19 protein-coding genes are annotated in these 20,632 nt (G+C 70.5%); 17 read left to right on the top strand and 2 right to left on the bottom strand.

Annotation, left to right across the window (positions count from 1 at the left end; genetic code table 11):
• Positions 1–29 precede the first annotated feature (29 nt).
• Entirely contained in the window at positions 30–359 is a 330-nt protein-coding gene (locus BCR15_RS01485) for a YbaB/EbfC family nucleoid-associated protein (RefSeq protein WP_078920051.1), read from the top strand.
• 7 nt (positions 360–366) lie between these two features.
• Positions 367–1,020, top strand: coding sequence for a recombination mediator RecR (recR, locus tag BCR15_RS01480; RefSeq protein WP_068749737.1), 654 nt, complete (start codon positions 367–369; stop codon positions 1,018–1,020).
• An 18-nt stretch (positions 1,021–1,038) separates the two neighbouring features.
• On the opposite strand, the gene pdxR is transcribed toward recR, so the two are convergent.
• Positions 1,039–2,409, bottom strand: coding sequence for a MocR-like pyridoxine biosynthesis transcription factor PdxR (gene pdxR / locus BCR15_RS01475; RefSeq protein WP_068749735.1), 1,371 nt, complete (start codon positions 2,407–2,409; stop codon positions 1,039–1,041).
• A gap of 83 nt (positions 2,410–2,492) precedes the next feature.
• On the opposite strand from pdxR, the gene pdxS reads away from it, so the two are divergent.
• The 8 genes from pdxS (at position 2,493) to BCR15_RS01435 (ending at position 12,482) form a co-directional block, all read left to right on the top strand.
• Positions 2,493–3,386, top strand: coding sequence for a pyridoxal 5'-phosphate synthase lyase subunit PdxS (gene pdxS, locus BCR15_RS01470; protein WP_068749733.1), 894 nt, complete (start codon positions 2,493–2,495; stop codon positions 3,384–3,386).
• Positions 3,380–4,051, top strand: a complete 672-nt coding sequence (pdxT, locus tag BCR15_RS01465) for a pyridoxal 5'-phosphate synthase glutaminase subunit PdxT (protein ID WP_068749731.1) — start codon at positions 3,380–3,382, stop codon at positions 4,049–4,051. The genes pdxS and pdxT overlap by 7 nt, the downstream gene beginning before the upstream one ends.
• Before the next feature lie 175 nt (positions 4,052–4,226).
• The gene (locus BCR15_RS01460; protein ID WP_083196555.1) at positions 4,227–6,266 is read left to right on the top strand and encodes a PhoX family protein; all 2,040 of its coding nucleotides are present in this window, start codon (positions 4,227–4,229) and stop codon (positions 6,264–6,266) included.
• A gap of 350 nt (positions 6,267–6,616) precedes the next feature.
• Complete coding sequence (locus BCR15_RS01455; RefSeq protein ID WP_068749729.1) at positions 6,617–7,543, top strand: ABC transporter ATP-binding protein; 927 nt, start codon at positions 6,617–6,619, stop codon at positions 7,541–7,543.
• Positions 7,540–8,382: an ABC transporter permease gene (locus BCR15_RS01450; RefSeq protein WP_083196554.1), complete on the top strand. Its 843-nt coding sequence runs from the start codon at positions 7,540–7,542 to the stop codon at positions 8,380–8,382. The genes BCR15_RS01455 and BCR15_RS01450 overlap by 4 nt, the downstream gene beginning before the upstream one ends.
• Positions 8,379–9,200 carry an ABC transporter permease gene (locus BCR15_RS01445; protein ID WP_068749726.1) on the top strand — a complete coding sequence of 274 codons (822 nt, stop codon included), beginning with the start codon at positions 8,379–8,381 and terminating at the stop codon, positions 9,198–9,200. The genes BCR15_RS01450 and BCR15_RS01445 overlap by 4 nt, the downstream gene beginning before the upstream one ends.
• A 63-nt stretch (positions 9,201–9,263) precedes the next feature.
• Complete coding sequence (locus tag BCR15_RS01440) at positions 9,264–10,721, top strand: SulP family inorganic anion transporter (RefSeq protein ID WP_141679982.1); 1,458 nt, start codon at positions 9,264–9,266, stop codon at positions 10,719–10,721.
• Between the two features lie 45 nt (positions 10,722–10,766).
• On the top strand, positions 10,767–12,482 hold the full coding sequence (locus tag BCR15_RS01435; RefSeq protein ID WP_068749811.1) for an NAD-dependent malic enzyme: 1,716 nt from the start codon (positions 10,767–10,769) through the stop codon (positions 12,480–12,482).
• 214 nt (positions 12,483–12,696) lie between these two features.
• Here the strand turns inward: BCR15_RS01435 and BCR15_RS01430 are convergent, their stop codons facing one another.
• On the bottom strand, positions 12,697–13,503 hold the full coding sequence (locus BCR15_RS01430) for an HAD-IIA family hydrolase (protein ID WP_068749722.1): 807 nt from the start codon (positions 13,501–13,503) through the stop codon (positions 12,697–12,699).
• A 213-nt stretch (positions 13,504–13,716) separates the two neighbouring features.
• On the opposite strand from BCR15_RS01430, the gene BCR15_RS01425 reads away from it, so the two are divergent.
• The 7 genes from BCR15_RS01425 (at position 13,717) to BCR15_RS01395 (ending at position 20,628) form a co-directional block, all read left to right on the top strand.
• Positions 13,717–14,790 (top strand): NAD(P)H-dependent glycerol-3-phosphate dehydrogenase, encoded by a 1,074-nt coding sequence (locus tag BCR15_RS01425; RefSeq protein ID WP_068749721.1) that lies wholly within the window; start codon positions 13,717–13,719, stop codon positions 14,788–14,790.
• 46 nt (positions 14,791–14,836) lie between these two features.
• Positions 14,837–16,738 (top strand): BglG family transcription antiterminator, encoded by a 1,902-nt coding sequence (locus BCR15_RS01420; protein WP_068749719.1) that lies wholly within the window; start codon positions 14,837–14,839, stop codon positions 16,736–16,738.
• Entirely contained in the window at positions 16,738–17,208 is a 471-nt protein-coding gene (locus tag BCR15_RS01415; RefSeq protein ID WP_078920064.1) for a transcriptional regulator GutM, read from the top strand. Before BCR15_RS01420 ends, BCR15_RS01415 begins: the two co-directional genes overlap by 1 nt.
• A gap of 109 nt (positions 17,209–17,317) precedes the next feature.
• Positions 17,318–17,881 (top strand): PTS glucitol/sorbitol transporter subunit IIC, encoded by a 564-nt coding sequence (srlA, locus tag BCR15_RS01410; protein WP_068749711.1) that lies wholly within the window; start codon positions 17,318–17,320, stop codon positions 17,879–17,881.
• A complete protein-coding gene (srlE, locus tag BCR15_RS01405; protein ID WP_068749710.1) occupies positions 17,874–18,923 on the top strand; it encodes a PTS glucitol/sorbitol transporter subunit IIB in 1,050 nt (349 codons plus the stop codon). Before srlA ends, srlE begins: the two co-directional genes overlap by 8 nt.
• 21 nt (positions 18,924–18,944) lie before the next feature.
• On the top strand, positions 18,945–19,307 hold the full coding sequence (locus tag BCR15_RS01400) for a PTS glucitol/sorbitol transporter subunit IIA (RefSeq protein WP_068749709.1): 363 nt from the start codon (positions 18,945–18,947) through the stop codon (positions 19,305–19,307).
• The gene (locus BCR15_RS01395) at positions 19,300–20,628 is read left to right on the top strand and encodes a sn-glycerol-1-phosphate dehydrogenase (RefSeq protein WP_068749707.1); all 1,329 of its coding nucleotides are present in this window, start codon (positions 19,300–19,302) and stop codon (positions 20,626–20,628) included. The genes BCR15_RS01400 and BCR15_RS01395 overlap by 8 nt, the downstream gene beginning before the upstream one ends.
• The last annotated feature ends 4 nt before the right edge of the window (positions 20,629–20,632 follow it).

Genomic DNA, 20,632 nt, shown 5'->3' with positions numbered 1-20,632 from the left:
AAGCTGTCCCCAGACCCATTCCAGGAGTGATGACCATGTTCGGTGACTTCGACATCAACGCCCTCATGCAGCAGGCCCAGCAGCTGCAGGAGGACCTGCAACGCGCGCAGGAGCAGCTGGCCGACGCCCGCTTCACCGGCACGGCCGGCGGCGGTGCGGTCACCGTCGTCGTGAGCGGCAAGGGCGACCTCGAGGAGCTCGACATCACGCCCGAGGCGTGGGACCCCGAGGACACCGAGACCCTGTCGGCGCTCGTCATCGCGGCCTTCCGAGCCGCGAAGGCGGAGGCGGACGCCGCGACGGCCGCCGCGATGCCCGACCTCCCCGCCATGCCGGGCATGCCCGGTCTCGGCGGCTGACCCGGCCGTGTACGAAGGGCCCATCCAGGACCTCATCGACGCCCTGAGCCGCCTCCCGGGCATCGGTCCGCGGGGCGCGCAGCGCATCGCGTTCCACCTGCTCGACGCCCCCGAGGAGGACGTCATCGAGCTCGCGGACACGCTGCGGCGCGTCAAGCAGTCCACGCGGTTCTGCGAGGTGTGCTTCAACGTGTCTCAGGAGGAGCGCTGCCGCGTCTGCCGCGACCCGCGTCGGGACCGGTCCCAGCTGTGCGTGGTGGAGGAGTCCAAGGACGTCGTCGCCATCGAGCGCACCAACGAGTTCCGCGGCCTGTACCACGTCCTGGGCGGCTCCATCTCGCCCATCGACGGCCGCGGGCCGGCGGATCTGCACACGCGTGAGCTGTTCCAGCGGCTGGCGGACGGCGAGGTGTCGGAGGTCATCCTCGCCACGGATCCGGACACGCAGGGGGAGGCCACCGCCGCCTATCTCAGCCGGATGCTGCGCGACTTCGGCGTGCGGGTCACCCGGCCCGCGAGCGGACTACCGGTGGGCGGAGACCTGGAGTACGCGGACCAGGTGACGCTCGGCCGGGCTTTCGAGGGGCGGCGAGCCATGTTCGAGCCCGACCCGCGGCCTGCCCAGGCGGGCCTGCCGCATTCATCCCCGGCGACACCCTGACCGTGCGGGCCTGCCCGGTCATCTGGGCGCGAGCGCGCTCAGGAGCGTCGCGACGGCGGACGTCGCCTCCTCAGGACTGCGGCCCCCGTAGTTGAGCAGGACGCCGGTGCGCCCCGGCCCACCCGCCCATCCTTCCGCGAGGTCCGCGACCCGGAGCCCCGCGGCCGCGCAGGCCTCGCGGACGCGGGCCGCCTCCGCCGGCCCCATCTCGAGCACCAGCAGGTGCCCGCTGTCGGTGACCGACGTCACCCCGGCCGCGGCCCGCAGCGCGTCGAGATGCCCCGCCACGGCCTCGGCCGCGGCGGACGAGCGACGCCGCGCGCGCCCGAGGCGCCGCTTGAGGCCGCCCGCCTGGAGGTAGCGGGCGAGGGCCCGCTGCAGCAGGGGGGCGACGCCCGCACCGAGGGCCTGCCGCGCCGCCGACAGGTCGTCGGCCCAGGACGGCGGGACCAGCAGGTACCCGGTTCCCACGTCACGGCCGAGGACGGCCGAGAACGTGCCGAGGTGCGCGACCCGGTCCGGCGCCAGGCTCCACAGCGGGGGCAGCGGCGGGCCCAGGTGCCGGTACTCGGAGTCGTAGTCGTCCTCGACCAGCAGCACCCCGCTGCGGGTCGCCCACGCGATGAGCGCCTGCCGGGCGGCGACGGGCATCGAGGTGCCGGATGGGAACTGGTGATTCGGGGTCACGACGACGAGGTCGAGCGGCAGCGCGGCGTCCAGCGCCGCAGCGTCCATCCCGCCCTCCCGCACCGGGACCGGGATCACGTCGACGGCGAGCGCCTCCAGCACGCGCCGCAGCCCCGGGAACCCGGGGCTCTCCACGGCGACCCGGGGCGTCCGGCCGGACCGGCGTGCCGCCACGCCCAACAGCAGCGCGAGCCCGGCCCTGGCTCCCGCGGTGACGACGACGGTCGCCGCGGGCACCGCCATGGCCCGGACGAGGCGCAGGTGCTGCGCGACGGCGTCCTCGAGCTGCGGGCCCCCGGGGGCGACGGCGGCCCGCAGCGCGCTGCGCCACGCCGCGTCGTCGAGGGGCCGCTCCGGCTCGGCCCCGGCCGTGAAGTCGGCGTGCACGCGCGGTGGCGCTCCGCGCCCCGGGCCCTTGGGCTCCGACCGGGGCGTGGTGGCCAGCAGTCGGGGGGCCACCCGGACACCGGAGCGGTCCCGCGCGACTAGGTAGCCCTCGGCGACGAGTTGGTCGTAGGCGGCCGTGACGGTGCCCCGCGAGACCGCGAGGGTACGGGCGGCCGCCCGGCTCGACGGCACCGCGTCGCCGGAGGCCAGCGCTCCCGTGGCCACGAGCGCCCGCAGCGCCGCGGCGATCTGCGTGGGCAGCGGGGCTGACCCCGTGGCCCGGTCCAGGGTCACCGTGGCGAGCGCGTCGTGCATCACCCCAGGGTACAACTGGACCACTAGACTGCACTGCTATCTGGCTCTTGTCTGGTCCAGTGTGCGGGGCGAGGATCGACTGCATGACTGTAGAACTCGCTGCCGACCGCTCCCTCGTCAACACCGGCCTCGCCGAGATGCTCAAGGGCGGCGTCATCATGGACGTCGTCACCCCCGAGCAGGCCCGCATCGCGGAGGAGGCGGGCGCCGTCGCCGTCATGGCGCTGGAGCGCGTGCCGGCGGACATCCGGGCCCAGGGCGGGGTGGCGCGGATGAGCGACCCCGACCTCATCGACGGCATCATCGACGCCGTGTCGATCCCCGTCATGGCGAAGGCGCGGATCGGCCACTTCGTCGAGGCGCAGGTGCTGGAGGCGCTCGGGGTGGACTACATCGACGAGTCTGAGGTGCTGTCCCCGGCCGACTACGTCAACCACATCGACAAGACCCGGTTCCGCGTGCCGTTCGTGTGCGGGGCCACCAACCTCGGTGAGGCCCTCCGGCGCATCACCGAGGGCGCGTCCATGATCCGCAGCAAGGGCGAGGCGGGCACGGGCGACGTGTCGGAGGCCATGCGGCACCTGCGCACGATCTTGGGCGAGATCCGGGCCCTCGCGTCCCGCACCGACGACGAGCTCTTCGTCGCCGCGAAGGAACTGGCCGCCCCCTACGAACTCGTGCGGCGGGTCGCGCGCGATGGCAAGCTCCCCGTCGTGCTGTTCGTCGCCGGCGGCGTCGCCACGCCCGCGGACGCCGCGATGATGATGCAGCTCGGCGCCGACGGCGTGTTCGTCGGGTCCGGCATCTTCAAGTCCGGCAACCCCGCCAAGCGGGCCAAGGCCATCGTCGAGGCGACCACGCACTTCGACGACGCGGAGGTCATCGCGGCGGTGTCGCGGGGACTGGGCGAGGCGATGGTGGGCATCAACGTCGCCGACGTGCCGGCCCCCCACCGGCTTGCCGAGCGCGGATGGTGACAGTCGGCGTTCTCGCGCTGCAGGGGGCCGTCCGCGAACACGAGGCGGTCCTCGCCGGTCTCGGCTGCCACACGCGGCGCGTCCGGCGGACCGACGACCTCGACGGCCTGGCCGGCCTGGTCATCCCCGGCGGGGAGTCGACGGCGATCGCGCGGCTGGCGCGCGGCAGCGGCCTCCTGGGGGCGGTCCGGGCGCGCATCGACGCGGGGATGCCGGCCCTGGGGACGTGTGCGGGGCTCATCCTGCTCGCCGACGAGGTGGCGGACCCGGCTGCGCTCGCCGGGCTGCCCACCGTCGGTGGGCTGGACGTGACCGTGCGCCGCAACGCGTTCGGGGGGCAGCTCGCCTCGGGCGAGTGGGACGTGGACCTGACGGTGCCCGCGACGACCGACGGTCAGCTCGCCTCCGGGACCGGGACCGGGGCCGACCCGACCGATGGTCGGATGCGGGGCGTGTTCATTCGGGCGCCGCGCATCGAGCGCGTCGGGCCCGGCGTCGAGGTACTGGCGGTCCGCGACGGCGAACCGGTCGCGGTCCGGCAGGGTCCGGTGGTGGCGTGCACGTTCCACCCCGAGCTGGTCCCCGACGCGACGCTCCATCGCCTCTGGCTCGCCGGCGCTGACCTGCACGACACGCCGTCGAACTCCCCCGTCGCGCCCTCATAGGGCCGCGACACCCGAGTTCGCCTGTCATTCGTGCTGGCCAGGGCGGCCCCCGGCGCCGACCGGCACCCCAGGCGGGTTCGCCAAACGTTCACCCAACAGTCACCCGAAGGTTGGGGACCTCGCCGCCCACGTGGCCTTGGATGGGGGAGTCCACCGACCCCTGAGGAGACTGACAATGAAGCGCCTGCTTCCGATGCTCGGCCACACCCGCGGCAACCGATCCGCCGTCACCTGCGAACTCAAGTGCGGCAGCGCCTGCGCGCACCCCGCCCCCAACACGTCCGGGACCGAGTCGTTCCGCGACATCGTGAGCGGGGTGTTCTCCCGCCGTGCCGCGCTCGGTGCCGGCGCGGGCGTCACCGGCGCGATCGTGGTCGGCTGGGCCGGGCGGCCCGCCGCCGCTGACTACGGCAACCCGCCCCGCGGCGGCGGCAAGCTGCCCTTCACGGCGATCGCGCCCACCGCCCGCACCGTCGACACGGTCACGGTGCCCGAGGGCTACCGCTGGGACGCCATCATCCGATGGGGCGACCCGCTGTTCGCCGACGCGCCCGAGTTCGACATAACCGCCCAGACCGGCGCCACCCAGAGCACGCAGTTCGGCTACAACTGCGACTACCTCAACATCATCTCCGACGGCCGCAACGACAGGGCGGGCTATCTGGTGACGAGCCACGAGTACACCAACGAGAACATTATGTTCGCCCCGGAGTACCGGGCGTCGAACCCCAAGGACGTCGTCGACGCCGCCCTCGCCGCGCACGGGCTCTCCATCGTCGACCTCTCCCGCGACAAGGAGGGCGACGTCTGGCGCTACGTGCGCGGCGGCCGTCGCAACCGGCGCATCACCGGCTTCACCGAGTTCACCGTGAGCGGCCCGGCGGCGGGCTCCGACCTGCTCAAGACCGTCGAGGACCCCACCGGCACGCGGGTCCTGGGCACCCTCAACAACTGCGCCGGCGGCACCACCCCCTGGGGGACCGTGCTGTCCGGTGAGGAGAACTTCAACCAGTACTTCCGCGGCACCGGCTCGGACGAGGAAGGGCGCTACGGGATCGGCGCCCGGGCCACGAGCCGCGGGTGGGAGCTCCACTACGACCGGTTCGACCTCACCAAACCCGGCTACGCGAACGAGGCCAACCGCTTCGGCTGGATCGTCGAGGTGGACCCCGAGGACCCGACGTCGACGCCGGTCAAGCACACCGCGCTGGGCCGCTTCAAGCACGAGGCCGGCGCCGTCGCGCTGTCCCCGTCCGGCCACGCGGTGGTCTACATGGGCGACGACGAGCGTCACGACTACGTCTACAAGTTCGTCTCGTCGGGCACGTACCGCGAGGGTGACCGGGCGCACAACATGACGCTGCTGCAGGACGGCACGTTGTACGTCGCGCGGTTCTCCGGCAACTCGCCGCAGGCCGAGATCACCGGCACCGGTGCTCTCCCGGCCGACGGGGCGTTCGACGGCACCGGCGAGTGGATCCCGCTGGTGAGCGGTTCCGACTCCCACGTTCCCGGCATGAGCGCGGAGGAGGTGCTCGTGTTCACGCGCCTCGCGGCGGACAAGGTCGGCGCCACCCCCATGGACCGGCCCGAGGACGTCGAGCCCAACCCGGTCACCGGCAAGGTGTACCTGGCGCTGACGAACAACAGCCGACGCACCGCCGTCGACGAGGCCAACCCCGTCACCGCGAACCGCGACGGTCACGTCATCGAGCTGACGGAGTCCGACGACGACGCCGCCGCCGCGACCTTCACCTGGAGCATCCTGCTGCTGTGCGGCGATCCGGAGTCCTCGGTCTCGGCCTACTTCGCGGGCTTCCCGAAGGACAAGGTGTCGCCGATCAGCTGCCCGGACAACCTGGCGTTCGACTCGGAGGGCACCCTCTGGATCTCGACCGACGGGCAGCCCGGCACCCTCGGCGTCAGCGACGCCCTGCACAAGGTGACGCTCACTGGCCCGGAGCGTGGCCGCGTCCAGCAGTTCCTCGCGGTCCCCGTCGACGCTGAGACCTGTGGCCCGGTCATCCACGACCAGGACCAGTCGGTGTTCGTCGCCGTGCAGCACCCGGGAGAGGACGGCGAATGGGGCGCCCACACGTCGCACTTCCCGGACCAGCTGACCGACGGCCGGGTCCAGGCGGGCGACAAGGTCGCCGCCCCGCGTCCGAGCATCGTCCAGGTGACGCGCACGTCGGGCAACCGCTCGCGGAGGTGACATCCTCCCCTGAGGAGGTCGGCGTCGCGTAGCGACCGTCGGCCGTTTCGAAGGGTTGTGGGCCTGGCTCACCTCTGTCTGGCGTGGAGGTTGCGTGACGACCCTTCGAGACAGCCCACGCGCCGTCGGCGGTGGGCTTCCTCAGGGGTCGGGGGGTGCGCCGTCGGCGGTGGGCTTCCTCAGGGATCGGGGGGTGCGCCTGCGGCGGTGGGCTTCCTCAGGGATCGGGGGGTGCGCCGTCGGCGGCGGGCTTCGTCAGGGATCTGGGGGCGCGTTCCACTGGCGGTCTCTTCGTGCGCGACGATGCCAGGCCGGAGGAATCGGCGGTGGGGTGTCGTAGTGTGGCACGGGTGACGGAGCCAGTGATCACCGCCCGCGCGCTGACGAAGCGCTACGGCACCCTCACCGCGGTGGACGGGATCGATTTCGAGATCGCCCGCGGGGAGTCCTTTGGGTTCCTCGGCCCGAACGGGGCGGGCAAGTCCACGACCATGCGCATGATCGCCGCGACGTCGACCCGCACCGACGGCGAGCTGACCGTCCTCGGCCTCGACACCAACCGGCACGGTCCCGAGATCCGCGCGCAGCTCGGCATCGTCCCCCAGGGCGACCTCCTCGACGAGGAGTTGCGCGTCATCGACAACCTCACCGTGTACGGCCGCTACTTTGGGCTGCCGCGCTCCTACGTCAAGCAGCGCGCCGAAGAACTCCTCGACTTCGCCCAGCTGCGGGAGAAGCGGACCGCCCGGGTCGACGGCCTGTCCGGTGGCATGAAGCGCCGTCTCACCATCGCCCGCGGCCTGATCAACAACCCCCAGATCATGCTCCTCGACGAGCCCACGACCGGGCTCGACCCCCAGGCCCGCCACATCCTCTGGGACCGGCTGTTCAGGCTCAAGGAGGAGGGGGTGACGCTGGTCGTCACCACCCATTTCATGGACGAGGCGGAGCAGTTGTGCGATCGGCTCGTGGTCATCGACAAGGGGCGGATCGTCGCCGAGGGCAGCCCGTCGTCGCTCATCAGGCACTACTCCACCCGCGAGGTGCTCGAGGTGCGGTTCGGCTCCGGCCGCAACGCCGACGCGGCCGCCCATCTGGCGGGGATCGGGGACCGGCATGAGGTGCTGCCGGACCGGGTCCTGGTGTACGCCGACAACGGTGAGCACGCGCTCCAGGCCGTGGTCGAGCGCGGGCTGGACCCGGTCACATCCCTCGTCAGGCGGTCATCGCTCGAAGACGTCTTCCTCCGCCTCACCGGACGGAGCCTGATCGAGTGAGCGCGCGCCTCACCACTCACGCACCGGCCGTCGACCGCAGCATGGCCGCCGACCATCGCGTCGTCGCGCGATGGGGCTGGTGGGCGGTCGTCGAACACCACATCCACCGGATGCGCCGCTATCTCGTGACGCTCCTCGTCACCGGCATCGGTTCGCCGGTCGTCTACCTTCTGGGGCTGGGCGCCGGCCTCGGGGTCCTCGTCGACGGCGGCTCCGGCATCGAGGGAGTGCCGTACCTCACGTTCATCGCGCCGGCTCTCGTGATGTCGACGGTGATGCTCACGTCCTCGCAGGAGAACACCTACGGCGTGTTCGGTGGCTTCAAGTGGTTCAACACCTTCACCGCGATGCGTCTGACGCCCATCAGCCCGGCCCAGATGGCGGTCGGGGTGCAGGTGGCGGCGCTGCTGCGCGTGGTGCCGGTCATCGCGTTCTACCTGGCGGCGCTGGTGCTGTTCGGGATCGCGGACCCGCTGCGCGCGCTGGCGCTGCTCCCCGTGGGGCTGCTGTTGTCGGTGGCGTTCGGCTTCGCCGTCATGGCCTGGGTGGCCACCCAGAAGGACGACCGCGGCCAGCTGTCGTTCATCGAGCGGTTCGTCGTCGTGCCGCTGACGCTGTTCTCCGGCACCTACTTCCCCCTCGACACGCTCCCCGGATACCTCCAGCCGATCGGGTGGATCTCCCCGCTGTGGCACGCCGCCGAGCTGGGCCGCTGGGCCATGTACGGGCACGTGCTATCGGCGGCCCGGGTCGCCACGCACGTCGGTTTCCTCCTCCTGGTGGCGGCCGTGGGCGCATGGTCGTCGATCAGGACGTTCCGCCGGAGGCTCGACGAATGAGCGTCGGACTGCGCGCGCGGGCGCCCCGGGTGCCCGCGCCCCTTAGAGGCCTCTACGGCGGCAACACCCGATCCGTCGTGGCCCGCGGCATGCGCGTCATCGCCCGCAACAACTGGCTCATCGTGCTGACGGGTTTCTTCGAGCCCGTGTTCTACCTGCTGTCGATGGGCCTCGGGCTGGGCGCCCTCATCGGCACCGTCGACTTCTACGGCCGCGACGTGCCCTACGCGGCGTACATTGCCCCGGCCCTCATGGCGGTCTCCGCCATGAACGGAGCACTGTACGACTCGACGATGAACGTCTTCTTCCGCATGCGCTACGGCAAGCTGTACGACCAGATGTTGTCGACGTCGCTCGGGCCGATGGACGTGGCGCTCGGCGAGATCATCATGGCCCTCTTCCGCGGCCTGCTGTACGCCTGCGGCTTCATGGTCGTCACGACGGCGCTGGGCCTGAACCTGGCCTGGACGGCCGTGCTGGCGATCCCGGCGGCGCTGATGGTGGCCTTCGGTTTCGCCGCCGTCGGCCTGGCGGCCACCAGCTACATGAAGTCGTTCCAGCACCTCGACATCGTCTACTTCGTCATGCTGCCGATGTTCCTGCTCTCAGCGACCTTCTTCCCGATCTCCGTCTACCCGGAGTCGGTGCAGTGGGCGATCATGGCCATGCCGCTGTGGCACGCCGTCGACATGGTGCGGCAGCTGACGACGGGGCTGATCCAGCCCTCGATCTGGGGTCACCTGGGCTACTTCGCGGTGATGATCGTGATCGGCACCACCGTCGCGACGCTGCGCCTGCGCGCCCTCTTCCTGCGCTGAGGCCCCGCCCCGGGTCCGGAGCCGGGTGCCCACAGGCGTACCCTGTCGGAGGAAGGGGTGCACGTGGGCAACAGGGATTTCAGGATCGAAGCGACGAGGCTCACCCCCCGAGAGGCCGTGGAGCACTACCGCTCCCTCGTCGGCCAGCACCTCATCAGCGTGGCCGGCCTGTGGCCGACGCGGCGCGACTACACGGGGCTGCGCTCGTCCTGGGCCAAGGACCTGCTCGCCGGCGTGACGGTCGGCGTCGTGGCCCTGCCGTTGGCGCTCGGCTTCGGGGTCGCCTCCGGTGTGGGCGCCGCGGCAGGGCTCGTCACGGCCATCGTGGCCGGCGTCGTCGCGGCGGTGTTCGGCGGCAGCCACCTGCAGGTGTCCGGGCCGACGGGCGCCATGACCGTCGTGCTGCTCCCGGTGATCGCCAAGCACGGCGTCGCCACCGTGCCGCTGCTGGCCATCCTCGCTGGCCTCCTCGTCATCGCCATGGCGCTGACGGCGGTCGGACGGGCCGTCGAATTCATCCCGGTCTCGGTCGTCGAGGGATTCACCATCGGCATCGGCGTCATCATCGGGCTGCAGCAGCTCCCGCTGATCCTCGGCACTGAACGCGGTGAGGCGGAGTCGACGCTGGTGTCGTCGTGGCTGACGCTCGGCGCCACGGACTGGACCCGTGCCTGGCAGCCACTGGTGGTCGCGGCCGGCGTCATCGCGCTGCACCTCGTGGGCCACCGGTTCTTCCGGCACCTCCCGCTGTCGCTGATCGCGATCGTGGTCGCCACCGGCGCCATCGCCCGCACCGCCGTCAACGTGCGGTCGGGGGCCCGCACCCGGCTGGCGTCGGTCTCCCACGCCGTCGTGCTGCTGCTCGTGATGCTGCTGCTCGCGCCCTTGGTGTCGCGGATCCCCATGGCGGCGCTCGGCGGCGTGCTGCTGGTCACGGCTGGGCGCATGATCAACCTCCGGCTCGTGCGGACGCTCACCCACGTGACGCGCGCGGACCGCAACACCTTCTGGCTGACGTTGGGTGCCACGGTGCTGCTGGACCTGGTGGCCGCGGTGCTGCTGGGCATCGGCATGGCGGCCCTCATGAGTCTGCGCCACATGGCCTCGTACTCCGTCGTGGCCCGGCAGAACCTGCCGACGAACACCCGCGAGGGCGACGTCGACTTCTCGCCCGGCCACGAGCACCTACGCCCACGCGTGGCGATCTTCCGCGTCGACGGCGCCCTGTTCTACGGCGACGCCCGCCGCTTCGTCGACGAAGTCACCGCCGTGGACGAGGGCACCCAGGCCGTGATCCTGCGCTGCCACCGCATGCGCATCCTGGACGCGTCCGGGGCAGATGCCATCAAGGCGGTGGCCAGGCAGCTGCGGGCCCGCGACATCGTGTTCGTGGTGCAGGGCATGACCGAGTCGCAGCAGCGGACCTGTCGCCTCATGCGGGCCTTCGACGAGGACTGCCACGTGCGGGAACTCTCCCAGGCCGTCACCCGCGTCGAGCGGGACCTGGCGTCGCGGGTCTGATGCCCCGCCGTCGCCGGCCACGGTGGTCGGAGTAGCGTGGCCGCTGTGACCGAACAGCGACGTTACGAGGTCCTTCCCGGCAACCACGGCTCCCGGGTCAAGGTGCATATCCGCGGCGGAGACATCCTGTGGACCCCGCGACTCAACCGTGGCACCGCCTTCACGCACGAGGAGCGTGAGCAACTGGGCCTCGTCGGGCTGCTGCCGACGGGCATCACGCCCATCGACGCCCAGCTGCACCGCGCCTACGAACAGTTCCTCGACGCCCGCACGCCGATGGCCAAGTACCGGCGGCTGACGGCCCTGCGCGACCGCAACACCGTGCTCTTCTACCGGCTGCTCAGCGAGCACCTCGAGGAGATCATGCCGATCGTCTACACCCCGACGATCGGCGACGCCATCGAGCAGTTCAGCCACCAGTTCACCCGCCTGACCGGCGTGTTCCTGTCCATCGACGCTCCCGAGACCATCGAGCAGTCGCTCGAGGCCAGTGGACGGGGCGCGGACGACGTCGACATCATCATCGTCACCGACTCGGAGGGCATCCTCGGCATCGGGGACCAGGGTGTGGGCGGCATCCAGATCTGCCACGGGAAGAAGAGCCTCTACACCGCCGGCGCGGGCGTCGACCCGGACCGCATGCTCGCCGTCGGCCTCGACGTCGGCACCGACAACCTGGGGCTGCTCAACGACGACCTGTACCCGGGGCTGCGGCACGCGCGGGTCCGGGGCCAGCGCTACGACGCGTTCATCGAGGCCTTCGTCGCGGCCGCGCAGAAGCTCTACCCGCACGCCATGATCCACTGGGAGGACTTCGGGGCGGCCAACGCCCACACGATCCTGACCCGGTACCGTGACCGCATCTGCACCTTCAACGACGACGTGCAGGGCACCGCGGCTGTGGTCAGCGCCGCCGCGCTGGCGGCCATCAAGGGGTTGGGGGAGCGGCTGCGCGACCAGCGCATCGTCATCCATGGCGCCGGAACGGCCGGCATCGGCATCGCGGACCTGTGCCGCGACATGATGGTCGAGTCGGGACTGTCCGAGCAGGAGGCCGACGACAGGTTCTGGTGCCTCAACAGCCGCGGCCTCATCCTGGAGGACTCCGCCGGGGTGCGCGACTTCCAGCGCCCCTACGCGCGGCGCCCCGACGAGGTGGCCGCGTGGGACACCGACGGCCGCGGCCGCGTCACGCTAGCCGACGTCGTGCGCAACGTGCATCCCACGATCCTCATCGGCACATCCGGACAGCCGGGCGCCTTCTCGGAGCCGATCATCCGCGACATGGCGGCCCACGTGGCACGGCCCATCGTCATGCCGCTGTCGAACCCGACGACGCTGGCCGAGGCCACGCCGTCGGACGTCCTCGACTGGACCGACGGGGCGGCGCTGCTGGCCACCGGCTCGCCGTTCGACCCGGTCGTCCGGGACGAGGCGGTCTATCACGTCGCGCAGGCCAACAACGCGCTGGTGTTCCCCGGGCTGGGACTCGGGGTGGCCGTGTGCCGGGCCAGCCGCGTGACGGACCGGATGATCGCGGCCGCGGCGAGGGCCGTCGCGTCGCTCGTGCATCTGCGCGCGCCGGGCGCCCCGCTGCTGCCCCGGATCGGCGACCTCAGGCGGGTGTCCGCGACCGTCGCGATCGCGGTGGCGAGGGCCGCGGCCGAGGACGGCGTCGCGGGCGTCGAGCTGGAGAACCCGGTCCAGGACGTGTTCGACCGCATGTGGCAGCCGGTCTACCCCGAACTCGTTCTCGATTAGGTCCGCTGGGGGCGAGACAGCCGGCGCAGCGACGTGGCCCGTCCCCCTCCGCTCCCTGAGGAGGGCCGTCCGCGAAGCGGCGTGGCCCGTCTCGAAGGGTTGTGACTGCACCGGGCAAGCAGTCGCGTTGACTCTGAGGAGTAACGGAGATCTCGGGGGCTGCTCTGAGGGAGGTCTCATTCAGCTAGGTCATCCCGGCCTGACTCGCGGACGGTCAGGAGGGCAGGAGCTGGTCGATCCGGTCCACGACGTAGGTGGGACGCTGGTCCTCCGGCAGCGCCGCGACGTCGTCGCGCGTCGACTCCCCGGTCAGGACCAGAGCCGACGGCATGCCCGCCGCGACCGCCATCGCGATGTCGGTGTGCAGCCGGTCGCCGACCATCAGACACCGCGACACCTCCAGCCCGAGGCCGCCCAGCGCCGCCTCCAGCATGACCGGCGAGGGCTTGCCCAGGTTGACGGAGCACGCCACGCCGGTGCAGGCCTCGATGGCGGCCGTGATCGCCGCGCAGTCCGGCTCGCCGCGACCCCCGGGGTACGGGCAGAACCGGTCCGGGTTGGTCTGGATGAGGATGGCGCGCTTGTGGAACCACAGCGCATCGAAGGCGATCTGCAGCTTGCGGTAGTCGAAGGTGCGGTCGTAGGACGCGACGACGACGTCGATCTCGGCGGGATCCTCCGTCAGCCGGAACCCGGCTCCCTGGAGCGCGCGCTTCAGCGGCTCCTCGCCCACGACGAACAGCGCGGCTCCGGGATGGTGGTCGAGCAGCCAGCGGGTGGTGGTGACGATGGTGTTGGCGATGTCCTCCAGGGCCGTCGGCAGGCCGAGCGTTTCCAGCTTGGCCTGGTACTGCACCGGGTCCTTGGTGGGGTTGTTCGACAGGAACTTCACCACCTTGCCTTCGGCGCGCAAGCCCTCCATCACGGTCCTCGCACCCGGCAGTAGCTCGTCGCCGAGGTAGATGGTGCCGTCGAGGTCGAAGACGTACGCGTCGTACCAGGACACGGTGATGGGCTTCATGGGTCTCCTCGCGCACCGGCCATTTTGTCCGGATGATGTCCAACCCTGCCACGTGACGTTGCGCTGGTCGTGGGAATTAGGCCGGTCAGGAGCGCCGAACCGGAAGAAAGCCGACTCGTTCAGAAGAGAAACGTAGGGCGTTCACAGGTAGCGTCAGCCTCACCTTCAGTAACAACGGTGTCGCGCAGTGGAGCGCGAAGAATGGGAGCTCACATGGCTACAGTCGTCGTCCTCGGTTCGGGCATCATGGCCAGCGCTCTGGCAACGCCGCTGACGGACAATGGGCATCAGGTGCGACTGGTGGGTACCCACCTGGACCGCGACATCATCGATTCCATCCAGACCACGGGCGTGCATCCCAACCTCGGCCTCGCGCTGCCGGCCGGGGTCACCGCCCATCACCTCGAAGATGCGGCTGCGGCATTCGAGGGTGTGGACCTCGTGATGAGCGGAGTCAATTCCTTCGGCGTCCGGTGGGCAGGCGAGCAGTTGGCGTCCCTCCTCCGCCCGGGCATGCACGTCATCGCTCTCGCCAAGGGTATGGAGGCCGACGCCGACGGCAACCTCGAGATCCTCCCCAGGGTCCTGGCCGGGCAGATCCCCGCTGAGCTGCGTGAGCAGCTCACCTTCTCCGCGATCGCCGGACCGTCCATCGCCGGCGAGGTCGCGGTGCGCCGCCACACGTCCGTGGTGTTCACCGGCGAGGACGCCTCGGTGCTGCCGATGTGGCGCGACCTCTTCGCCACGGACTTCTACCACGTGTGGCTCAACTCCGACTTCGTCGGCGTCGAGGTCTGCGCCGCCACCAAGAACTGCTACGCGTTCGGGGCCGGGTTCATGTCGGGCATTCTCGACGCCATGGGCGACGAGGCCGGTGACCGCTACGTCAACTTCAACTACGGCGCGGCGTTGTTCGGGCAGGCGTCGATCGAGATGATCGACTTCATGCACCTCCTGGGCGGCGAGCCCACCACTCCGCTGGGCCTGCCCGGCATCGGCGATTGTTTCGTCACGTCCATGGGCGGCAGGAACGTCAAGTGTGGCCGGCTCGTCGGCGCCGGCCTCACCTTCAGCGAGGCGGCCGCCCGGATGCCCGGCGTCACCCTTGAGGGTGCGGCGGCCATCAAGGTGATCGGCGCCGCGATGGAGCGTCTCACCGAGCGCGGCGTCGTGAACCCGGAGCAGTTCCCGCTGCTGCGCCACCTCTACGAGGTGGTGGGGCTGGACCGCGGCGTCAATGTGCCGTGGGACTCGTTCTTCGGTGACTGCGTCACAGTAGCCGCCTGACCCCCTCCCGGAGCACAGCCACCGACAACGAAGTGAGGTGATGACAATGAGCCGACCCGCTGCCATCCTCGATCAGCTCGAGGCGGCGCGTTCCGTGTCCGCGGACGAGCTGGCGCTCGATCTGGGCGTCAGCCGCCGCACGATCACGGCAGACGTGACCGCCTTGCAGGACCTGCTGGGCACGGCCGCCTCCATCACCATGGACGACGGACGGTACCGCCTTCTGATCGCCGACCCGACGCGCTACCGGGCGGTCAAAGGGGGAGTGTCGGACGACGTCTCCTTCAACGACCTCGCCACCCGCGCATCCTTCATCGTGGCCAGGATCTTCCGGGCCATCGTCCCGGTCAGGATCGAGGAACTGGCCTCCGCCATGTCAGTGGGACGCACGACGGTGGTCGCCGACCTCGCGCGCGTCCGGGCCATCGTGGCCGAGTCCGACCTCACCATCAGCGGCCGGCCGAACGTCGGGCTCCAGCTGGAGGGCCCGGAGCTGCAGCAGCGGCTCCACGTCCTGCGCTGGCACTTCCCGACGGCCTACCCACATGAGCCCTGGCAGGAGCAGGTCGGCGCCATCGTCCGCGACATGGCGACCGAGGCGGGTCTGGACCGGGCCTACGCGCCCGAGTTGACGCGCTGGGCGACGGTAGCTGTCGACAGGGCCCGCATGGGGCGCACGATCGACTACCTTCCCCAGCGCTACGCGGGGCTGGCCGCCACCCCCGCGCATGACTTCGCAGCGTCCGTGGCCGCCCGCCTGAGCGCCGAGCTGGGCGTGGAGCTGAGCGGTGACGAGGTCACCTTCCTCACCCTCCCCGTGGCAGGCATGCGCGCCCCCGAGGATGCGGTGGCGGCCTCGCGCTTCACGGCCACCGGCGACGGGGAGTCGCTCGTCCGCGCGGTCCTGGCCGCCGTCAACGAGGAGATGGACATCGACCTCGCCGGTCGTCGGTTCATGTCCGAGTTCGCCCGCCACGTGGCCTACATGATCAACCGGATGCGCTACCGCATTTGGGTGGACGACTCCGCCGTCGGCGACATCCGGGTCGAGTACCCCGTCGCCTACCAGATGGCGACGGTGGCGTCGCAGGTGATCCAGTCCGAGGTGGGCCTCCCCGTCGACGACTCCGAGGTGGCCCTGCTGGCCACGTACTTCCAGGTCTTCCTCGACAGCGGCGAGGCCGAGCCGCCCGCCTTCCTGCGCGTGGCGATCGTCACGTCGAAGGGCCGCGTCACGGCGGAACTCGTCCGGCTCCAGCTGACCCGGCTCCTCCCCGCGTCCACGCGCTACCAGGTCTTCCAGGTGGCCGAGGCCACCCCCGAGAACCTGAAGGTGGTCGACCTCGTCGTCGTCAACGGGGACGACGAGGTGGCCGCCGAGGTTCCCGTGGTGCGGGTCACCCGAATCCTCGATAGAGCGGGATTGAGCCGCCAGCTCGACCGCCTCCAGCTGCACATCCCGCTCGACGGTGGGGTACCTCGTGGGGGGTCGGTTCTTGCCGGCTCCCTCGACGAGGCGCACTTCTTCGCGCTGCCCGCGGGCACGGACTACGAGGACGCCGTCGACTACATGACCGGACACCTGGAGGCCCGCGGCCTCGTCGAGCGTGGATTCGGGGAGCGGGTTCGGCAGCGGGAGAGCCAGTCGCAGACGCGGCTGGACCCACTCCTCGGCTTCCCGCACGCCGCGCTGGAGACCCAGACCAACGTGATGCTCTCGATCGGTGTGGTGCCGCGCGACGGTGACGCCGAGGGCGTGCGCCTCATCGTGCTACTCGGCGTCCCCTCCGACCCGGGCCGGAGCGAGGGCGTGCTCGTACAGGTCTACGACGAGGTGCTCCGGCTCGGCGCACGGCGGGACCTCCTGGAGCGTCTCAGCCAGGTCACCACGTTCGAACAGTTCTACTACGTCCTTGAGAAGCACCCCCTGACAGAGAGAGAACGCTGATGTTCTGGATCCTCATCGTCGCCCTGGGCCTGGCCTGGATCGTCCAGTCCGTGTTGTCCTTCAAGCAGACGCAGGCCTTCACCCGGCTCTTCGTGGCGCTCCGCCGCCGTGGCCGCGTGGCCATGGGCAAGTTCCGCGGCGGACTCGCGCAGGGGGCGATCGTCATGTTCGTCATCGACGACGACGGCGTCATCGTGGAGGGGCAGCGCCTGCACGGCGTTACGGTCCTCGCCCGATTCCGGGCCTTCGACGCCTTCAACGGCTCGCACATCGCCGACGTCGACCCCGCCCGGGCGAGCGGCTGGGGGAAGTCGATGGTCAAGGCCGTCACCAACGCCCGCGACAACTACCGCATTATCAGCGGCGGCGGTCAGGCGCCCGAGCCGCCCACCGCTCTCACCCGGGCCCTCGGCGGAGTCTCGCGACTCACCACACGGTGGCGACGCAAGCCGTTGCCGCTCACCCCCTGACACACCCCCATCCCGGGCACAGTCGCCCACACCCCAACAGCCCCACCGTGGGGCTGCGTAGACGGGGCCGCCCTGCGCTGCCCCGAACCGAACCTTGAAAGGAGTTGAGATGAATATTCTCGACTATCTCGTGCATGGTGCGGAGTGGTTCATCGGTCTCTTCCGCGAAGGTGCTGACACCTTCACCGCGTGGATGACCGGCATCGTCCCACTCGTGCTCGTGCTGCTCATCGCGATGAACTCGCTGATCGCCCTCATCGGTGAGGAGCGGATCAACAAGCTCGCCGCCAAGGCGGGCAAGAACGTGATCAGCCGCTACCTCATCCTGCCGTTCTTCGGCTCGTTCTTCCTCACCAACCCGATGGCCTTCACGCTTGGCCGCTTCCTCCCCGAGGCGCACAAACCGGGCTACTACGCCTCGGTGGCGCAGATGATGCACACCAGCAACGGCCTGTTCCCGCACAACAACCCGGCGGAGCTGTTCGTCTGGATGGGTATCGCCCAGGGGATCATGTCGCTAGGCCTCAACACCGGCGACCTCGCAGTCCGCTACCTGTTGCTCGGCGCGGTCCTCAACTTCTTCGGTGGCTGGGTCACCGACTTCACGACGAAGTTCGTCGCCAAGCAGCAGGGCGTCACCCTCTCGACCCAAGTGAAGGCCTCCCATGTCTGAGTACCGCACCATCACCATCTCGCGCGGCCCCGGCGGCTACGGCGGCCCGCTCACCATCACCCCCGACGCCAAGCGGAACAAGATCGTCTACATCGTCGGCGGCGGGTCCAGGCCCGAAGTCGTCGACCGGATCGCTGAGCTGTCCGGCGCCACGCCCGTCAACGGCTTCACCACCTCGGTCCCCGACGACGAGCACTTCGTCGCCGTCATCGACTGTGGCGGATCGCTGCGCTGCGGCCTCTACCCGAAGAAGCAGATCCCCACCGTCAACGTGGTGCCCACCGGCAAGACCGGCCCCCTGGCCCAGTACATCAACGAGGGCATCTACGTCTCCGCCGTCGGGTCCAGCCAGGTGGCTCCCGCCGACGAGCGCGAACTCGTCTCCGTCGGGGCCGCCGCGGCCGCCGTCGGGGGGGGCGCTCACTCCGCGCCCTCGCCGGACGCCAGCCCGGCACGCGAGGAGGGACGCCCGCTGAAGCTCACCGAGCAGATGGCGCGCCAGCCGCGCAAGAGCATCCTGCAGAGCATCGGGCTGGGCGCCGGCAGGGTGATCGCCGTGTTCTACCAGGCGGCCCGGAACGCCGTGCAGACCATGCTGCAGACGATCATCCCCTTCATGGGCTTCGTCGCCATGCTGATCGGCATCATCCAGGCATCCGGCCTGGGCGTCTGGTTCTCCAACCTGCTCACCCCACTCGCCGGCACCGGCTGGGGGCTCCTGCTGCTCGGATTCATCTGCTCGCTGCCGTTCCTGTCGCCGCTGCTGGGCCCCGGGGCCGTCATCGCGCAGATCATCGGCACCCTCATCGGCGTGGAGATCGGTAAGGGCAACGTGCCGCCCCACTTGGCGCTCCCCGCCCTGTTCGCGATCAACACCCAGAACGCGTGCGACTTCATTCCCGTCGGTATGGGTCTGGCGGAGGCCGAGCCCGAGACCATCGAGGTGGGCGTGCCTGCGGTGCTGTACTCGCGCTTCCTCAACGGTGTGCCGCGCGTCGCCATCGCCTGGCTCGCCAGCATCGGCCTGTACTCGGCTTCCTAACACACTGAAAGGAACACCACCATGGCGTACACCACCACCGTCCTCGAAGTCGGCGCGGAGGCCTCGGCCTTCCTCATGGAGAACATGGCCATCACCTTCGGCGGCAACGCTCCGGAGGAGCTGCGTCCCTACTGCTTCCTCATCGAGAAGGCCGAGCTGAGCGGTTCACTCGCCGTCGGCCAGCGGGTCCTCATCGCCCATCAGGAGTGGACCGTCAGCGCGGTGGGCGACGTCGCGGAGCAGAACCTGGCGGCCCTCGGGCACGTCACGCTGGTCTTCGACGGTGAGGCCGAGCCGCGGATGGGTGGAGCCATCCACCTGTCCGGGCTGGACGAGGCTCCCGCCCTGGTCCAAGGTGCGCTGGTGGTGTTCGAGTGTGACTAGCCAAGCCTTGCTCGGCGCGCTCGCGAGGGCGGTCGACACTTCTGGCGCCGCAGTGGGGCGAGGGGTGCTGGCCGAATCCGGCCGACACCTCGCCGCCCACCTGGGCACCGGTCCCTACATCGTGGTGGCCGACCAGAACACCTGGGCAGCCGCCGGTGAGCGGCTCACGTTCTCGCTGGAGGATGCTGGCTGCACCACGATCCCACCGCTGATCTTCCCCGGCCGGCCCACCCTCTATGCCTCCTACGACAACTGCGAGGTCATCAAGGCGGCGATGGGGGCGGCCACCCCCATCGCGCTGGGGGCGGGCACCCTCAACGACCTGGTCAAGCTGGCCGCGTTCGAGATGACCCGCGACTATGCCGTCGTCGGCACCGCCGCGTCCATGGACGGCTACACCGGCGCCGGCGCACCCATGAGCGAGAAGGGCGTCAAGGTCACCCGTAACTGCAAGGCACCGGTCGTGGTCATCATGGACCTCGACGTGGTGGCCGCGGCCCCCGGCTTCCTCACCGCCTCCGGCTACGGCGACCTCGCCGCGAAGATCCCCGGTGGCGCTGACTGGATCCTCGCCGACGTCACCGGCATCGAGCCGATCGACGAGGACGTCTGGGCGATGGTCCAGTCCGGCGTTGCTCCTGCACTGTCGCGGCCGGCTGCCCTGGCTGCCGGCGACGCTGACGCCTTCGAGGGCCTGGTCGAGGGGCTGTGTCTGTCCGGCCTGGCCATGCAGGCCTATGGCGGCACCCGCCCGGCCTCCGGCGCCGAGCACTACTTCTCCCACCTGTGGGAACTCGCCCACCTGGGCGTGGACCTCGACCCGCCGCTGTCGCACGGCGGCAAGGTGGCCATCGGGTCACTGGCCATGTGCGCGTTCTACGAGGCGCTGCTGGCCCGCGACATCGCGGCCATCGACCTGCGCGCCGCCGCTGACGCCCGGCAGCCATGGGACGAGATCGAGGCCGACATCCGCACCACGTTCGACGGCGCGCTCGCGGATCACGCGGTCCGCGAGACCAAGGCCAAGTACGCCTCGGGTAACGAGCTGTACGCCAGGCTGAAGCCGCTCGTCGACCAGTGGCCCGCCGTCGCGGACCGCCTGCGCGCCCAGCTGGTCGCCACCGATGAGTTGAGCGAACAGCTTCGCCTGGCCGGAGCTTCCGCCCGCCCGGAGGACATCGGCCTCACTCCCGACGACGTGCGGGCCACGTTCCCGCGCGCCATGTACTACCGCTCCCGCTACACCGCGCTCGACGTGGCGTGGGAGCTCGGCATCTTCGACGACCTCGTCGAGGACGTCTTCACCCGAATCTGGATCTAGAGAA

Origin of the sequence: Tessaracoccus lapidicaptus, from assembly GCF_001693815.1 — a bacterium.
GTDB lineage: Bacteria > Actinomycetota > Actinomycetes > Propionibacteriales > Propionibacteriaceae > Arachnia > Arachnia lapidicapta.
The sequence above is the reverse complement of the archived record's forward strand: the minus strand, read 5'-3'. Positions and strand labels throughout refer to the sequence as shown.

Coding starts and splice junctions, on each gene's coding strand:
- BCR15_RS01485 (WP_078920051.1), top strand. CDS start 30: ATGACCATGTTCGGTGACTTCGACATCAACGCCCTCATGCAGCAGGCC.
- pdxR (WP_068749735.1), bottom strand. CDS start 2,409: ATGCACGACGCGCTCGCCACGGTGACCCTGGACCGGGCCACGGGGTCA.
- pdxS (WP_068749733.1), top strand. CDS start 2,493: ATGACTGTAGAACTCGCTGCCGACCGCTCCCTCGTCAACACCGGCCTC.
- pdxT (WP_068749731.1), top strand. CDS start 3,380: ATGGTGACAGTCGGCGTTCTCGCGCTGCAGGGGGCCGTCCGCGAACAC.
- BCR15_RS01460 (WP_083196555.1), top strand. CDS start 4,227: ATGAAGCGCCTGCTTCCGATGCTCGGCCACACCCGCGGCAACCGATCC.
- BCR15_RS01445 (WP_068749726.1), top strand. CDS start 8,379: ATGAGCGTCGGACTGCGCGCGCGGGCGCCCCGGGTGCCCGCGCCCCTT.
- BCR15_RS01430 (WP_068749722.1), bottom strand. CDS start 13,503: ATGAAGCCCATCACCGTGTCCTGGTACGACGCGTACGTCTTCGACCTC.
- BCR15_RS01425 (WP_068749721.1), top strand. CDS start 13,717: ATGGCTACAGTCGTCGTCCTCGGTTCGGGCATCATGGCCAGCGCTCTG.
- BCR15_RS01420 (WP_068749719.1), top strand. CDS start 14,837: ATGAGCCGACCCGCTGCCATCCTCGATCAGCTCGAGGCGGCGCGTTCC.
- BCR15_RS01415 (WP_078920064.1), top strand. CDS start 16,738: ATGTTCTGGATCCTCATCGTCGCCCTGGGCCTGGCCTGGATCGTCCAG.
- srlA (WP_068749711.1), top strand. CDS start 17,318: ATGAATATTCTCGACTATCTCGTGCATGGTGCGGAGTGGTTCATCGGT.
- srlE (WP_068749710.1), top strand. CDS start 17,874: ATGTCTGAGTACCGCACCATCACCATCTCGCGCGGCCCCGGCGGCTAC.
- BCR15_RS01400 (WP_068749709.1), top strand. CDS start 18,945: ATGGCGTACACCACCACCGTCCTCGAAGTCGGCGCGGAGGCCTCGGCC.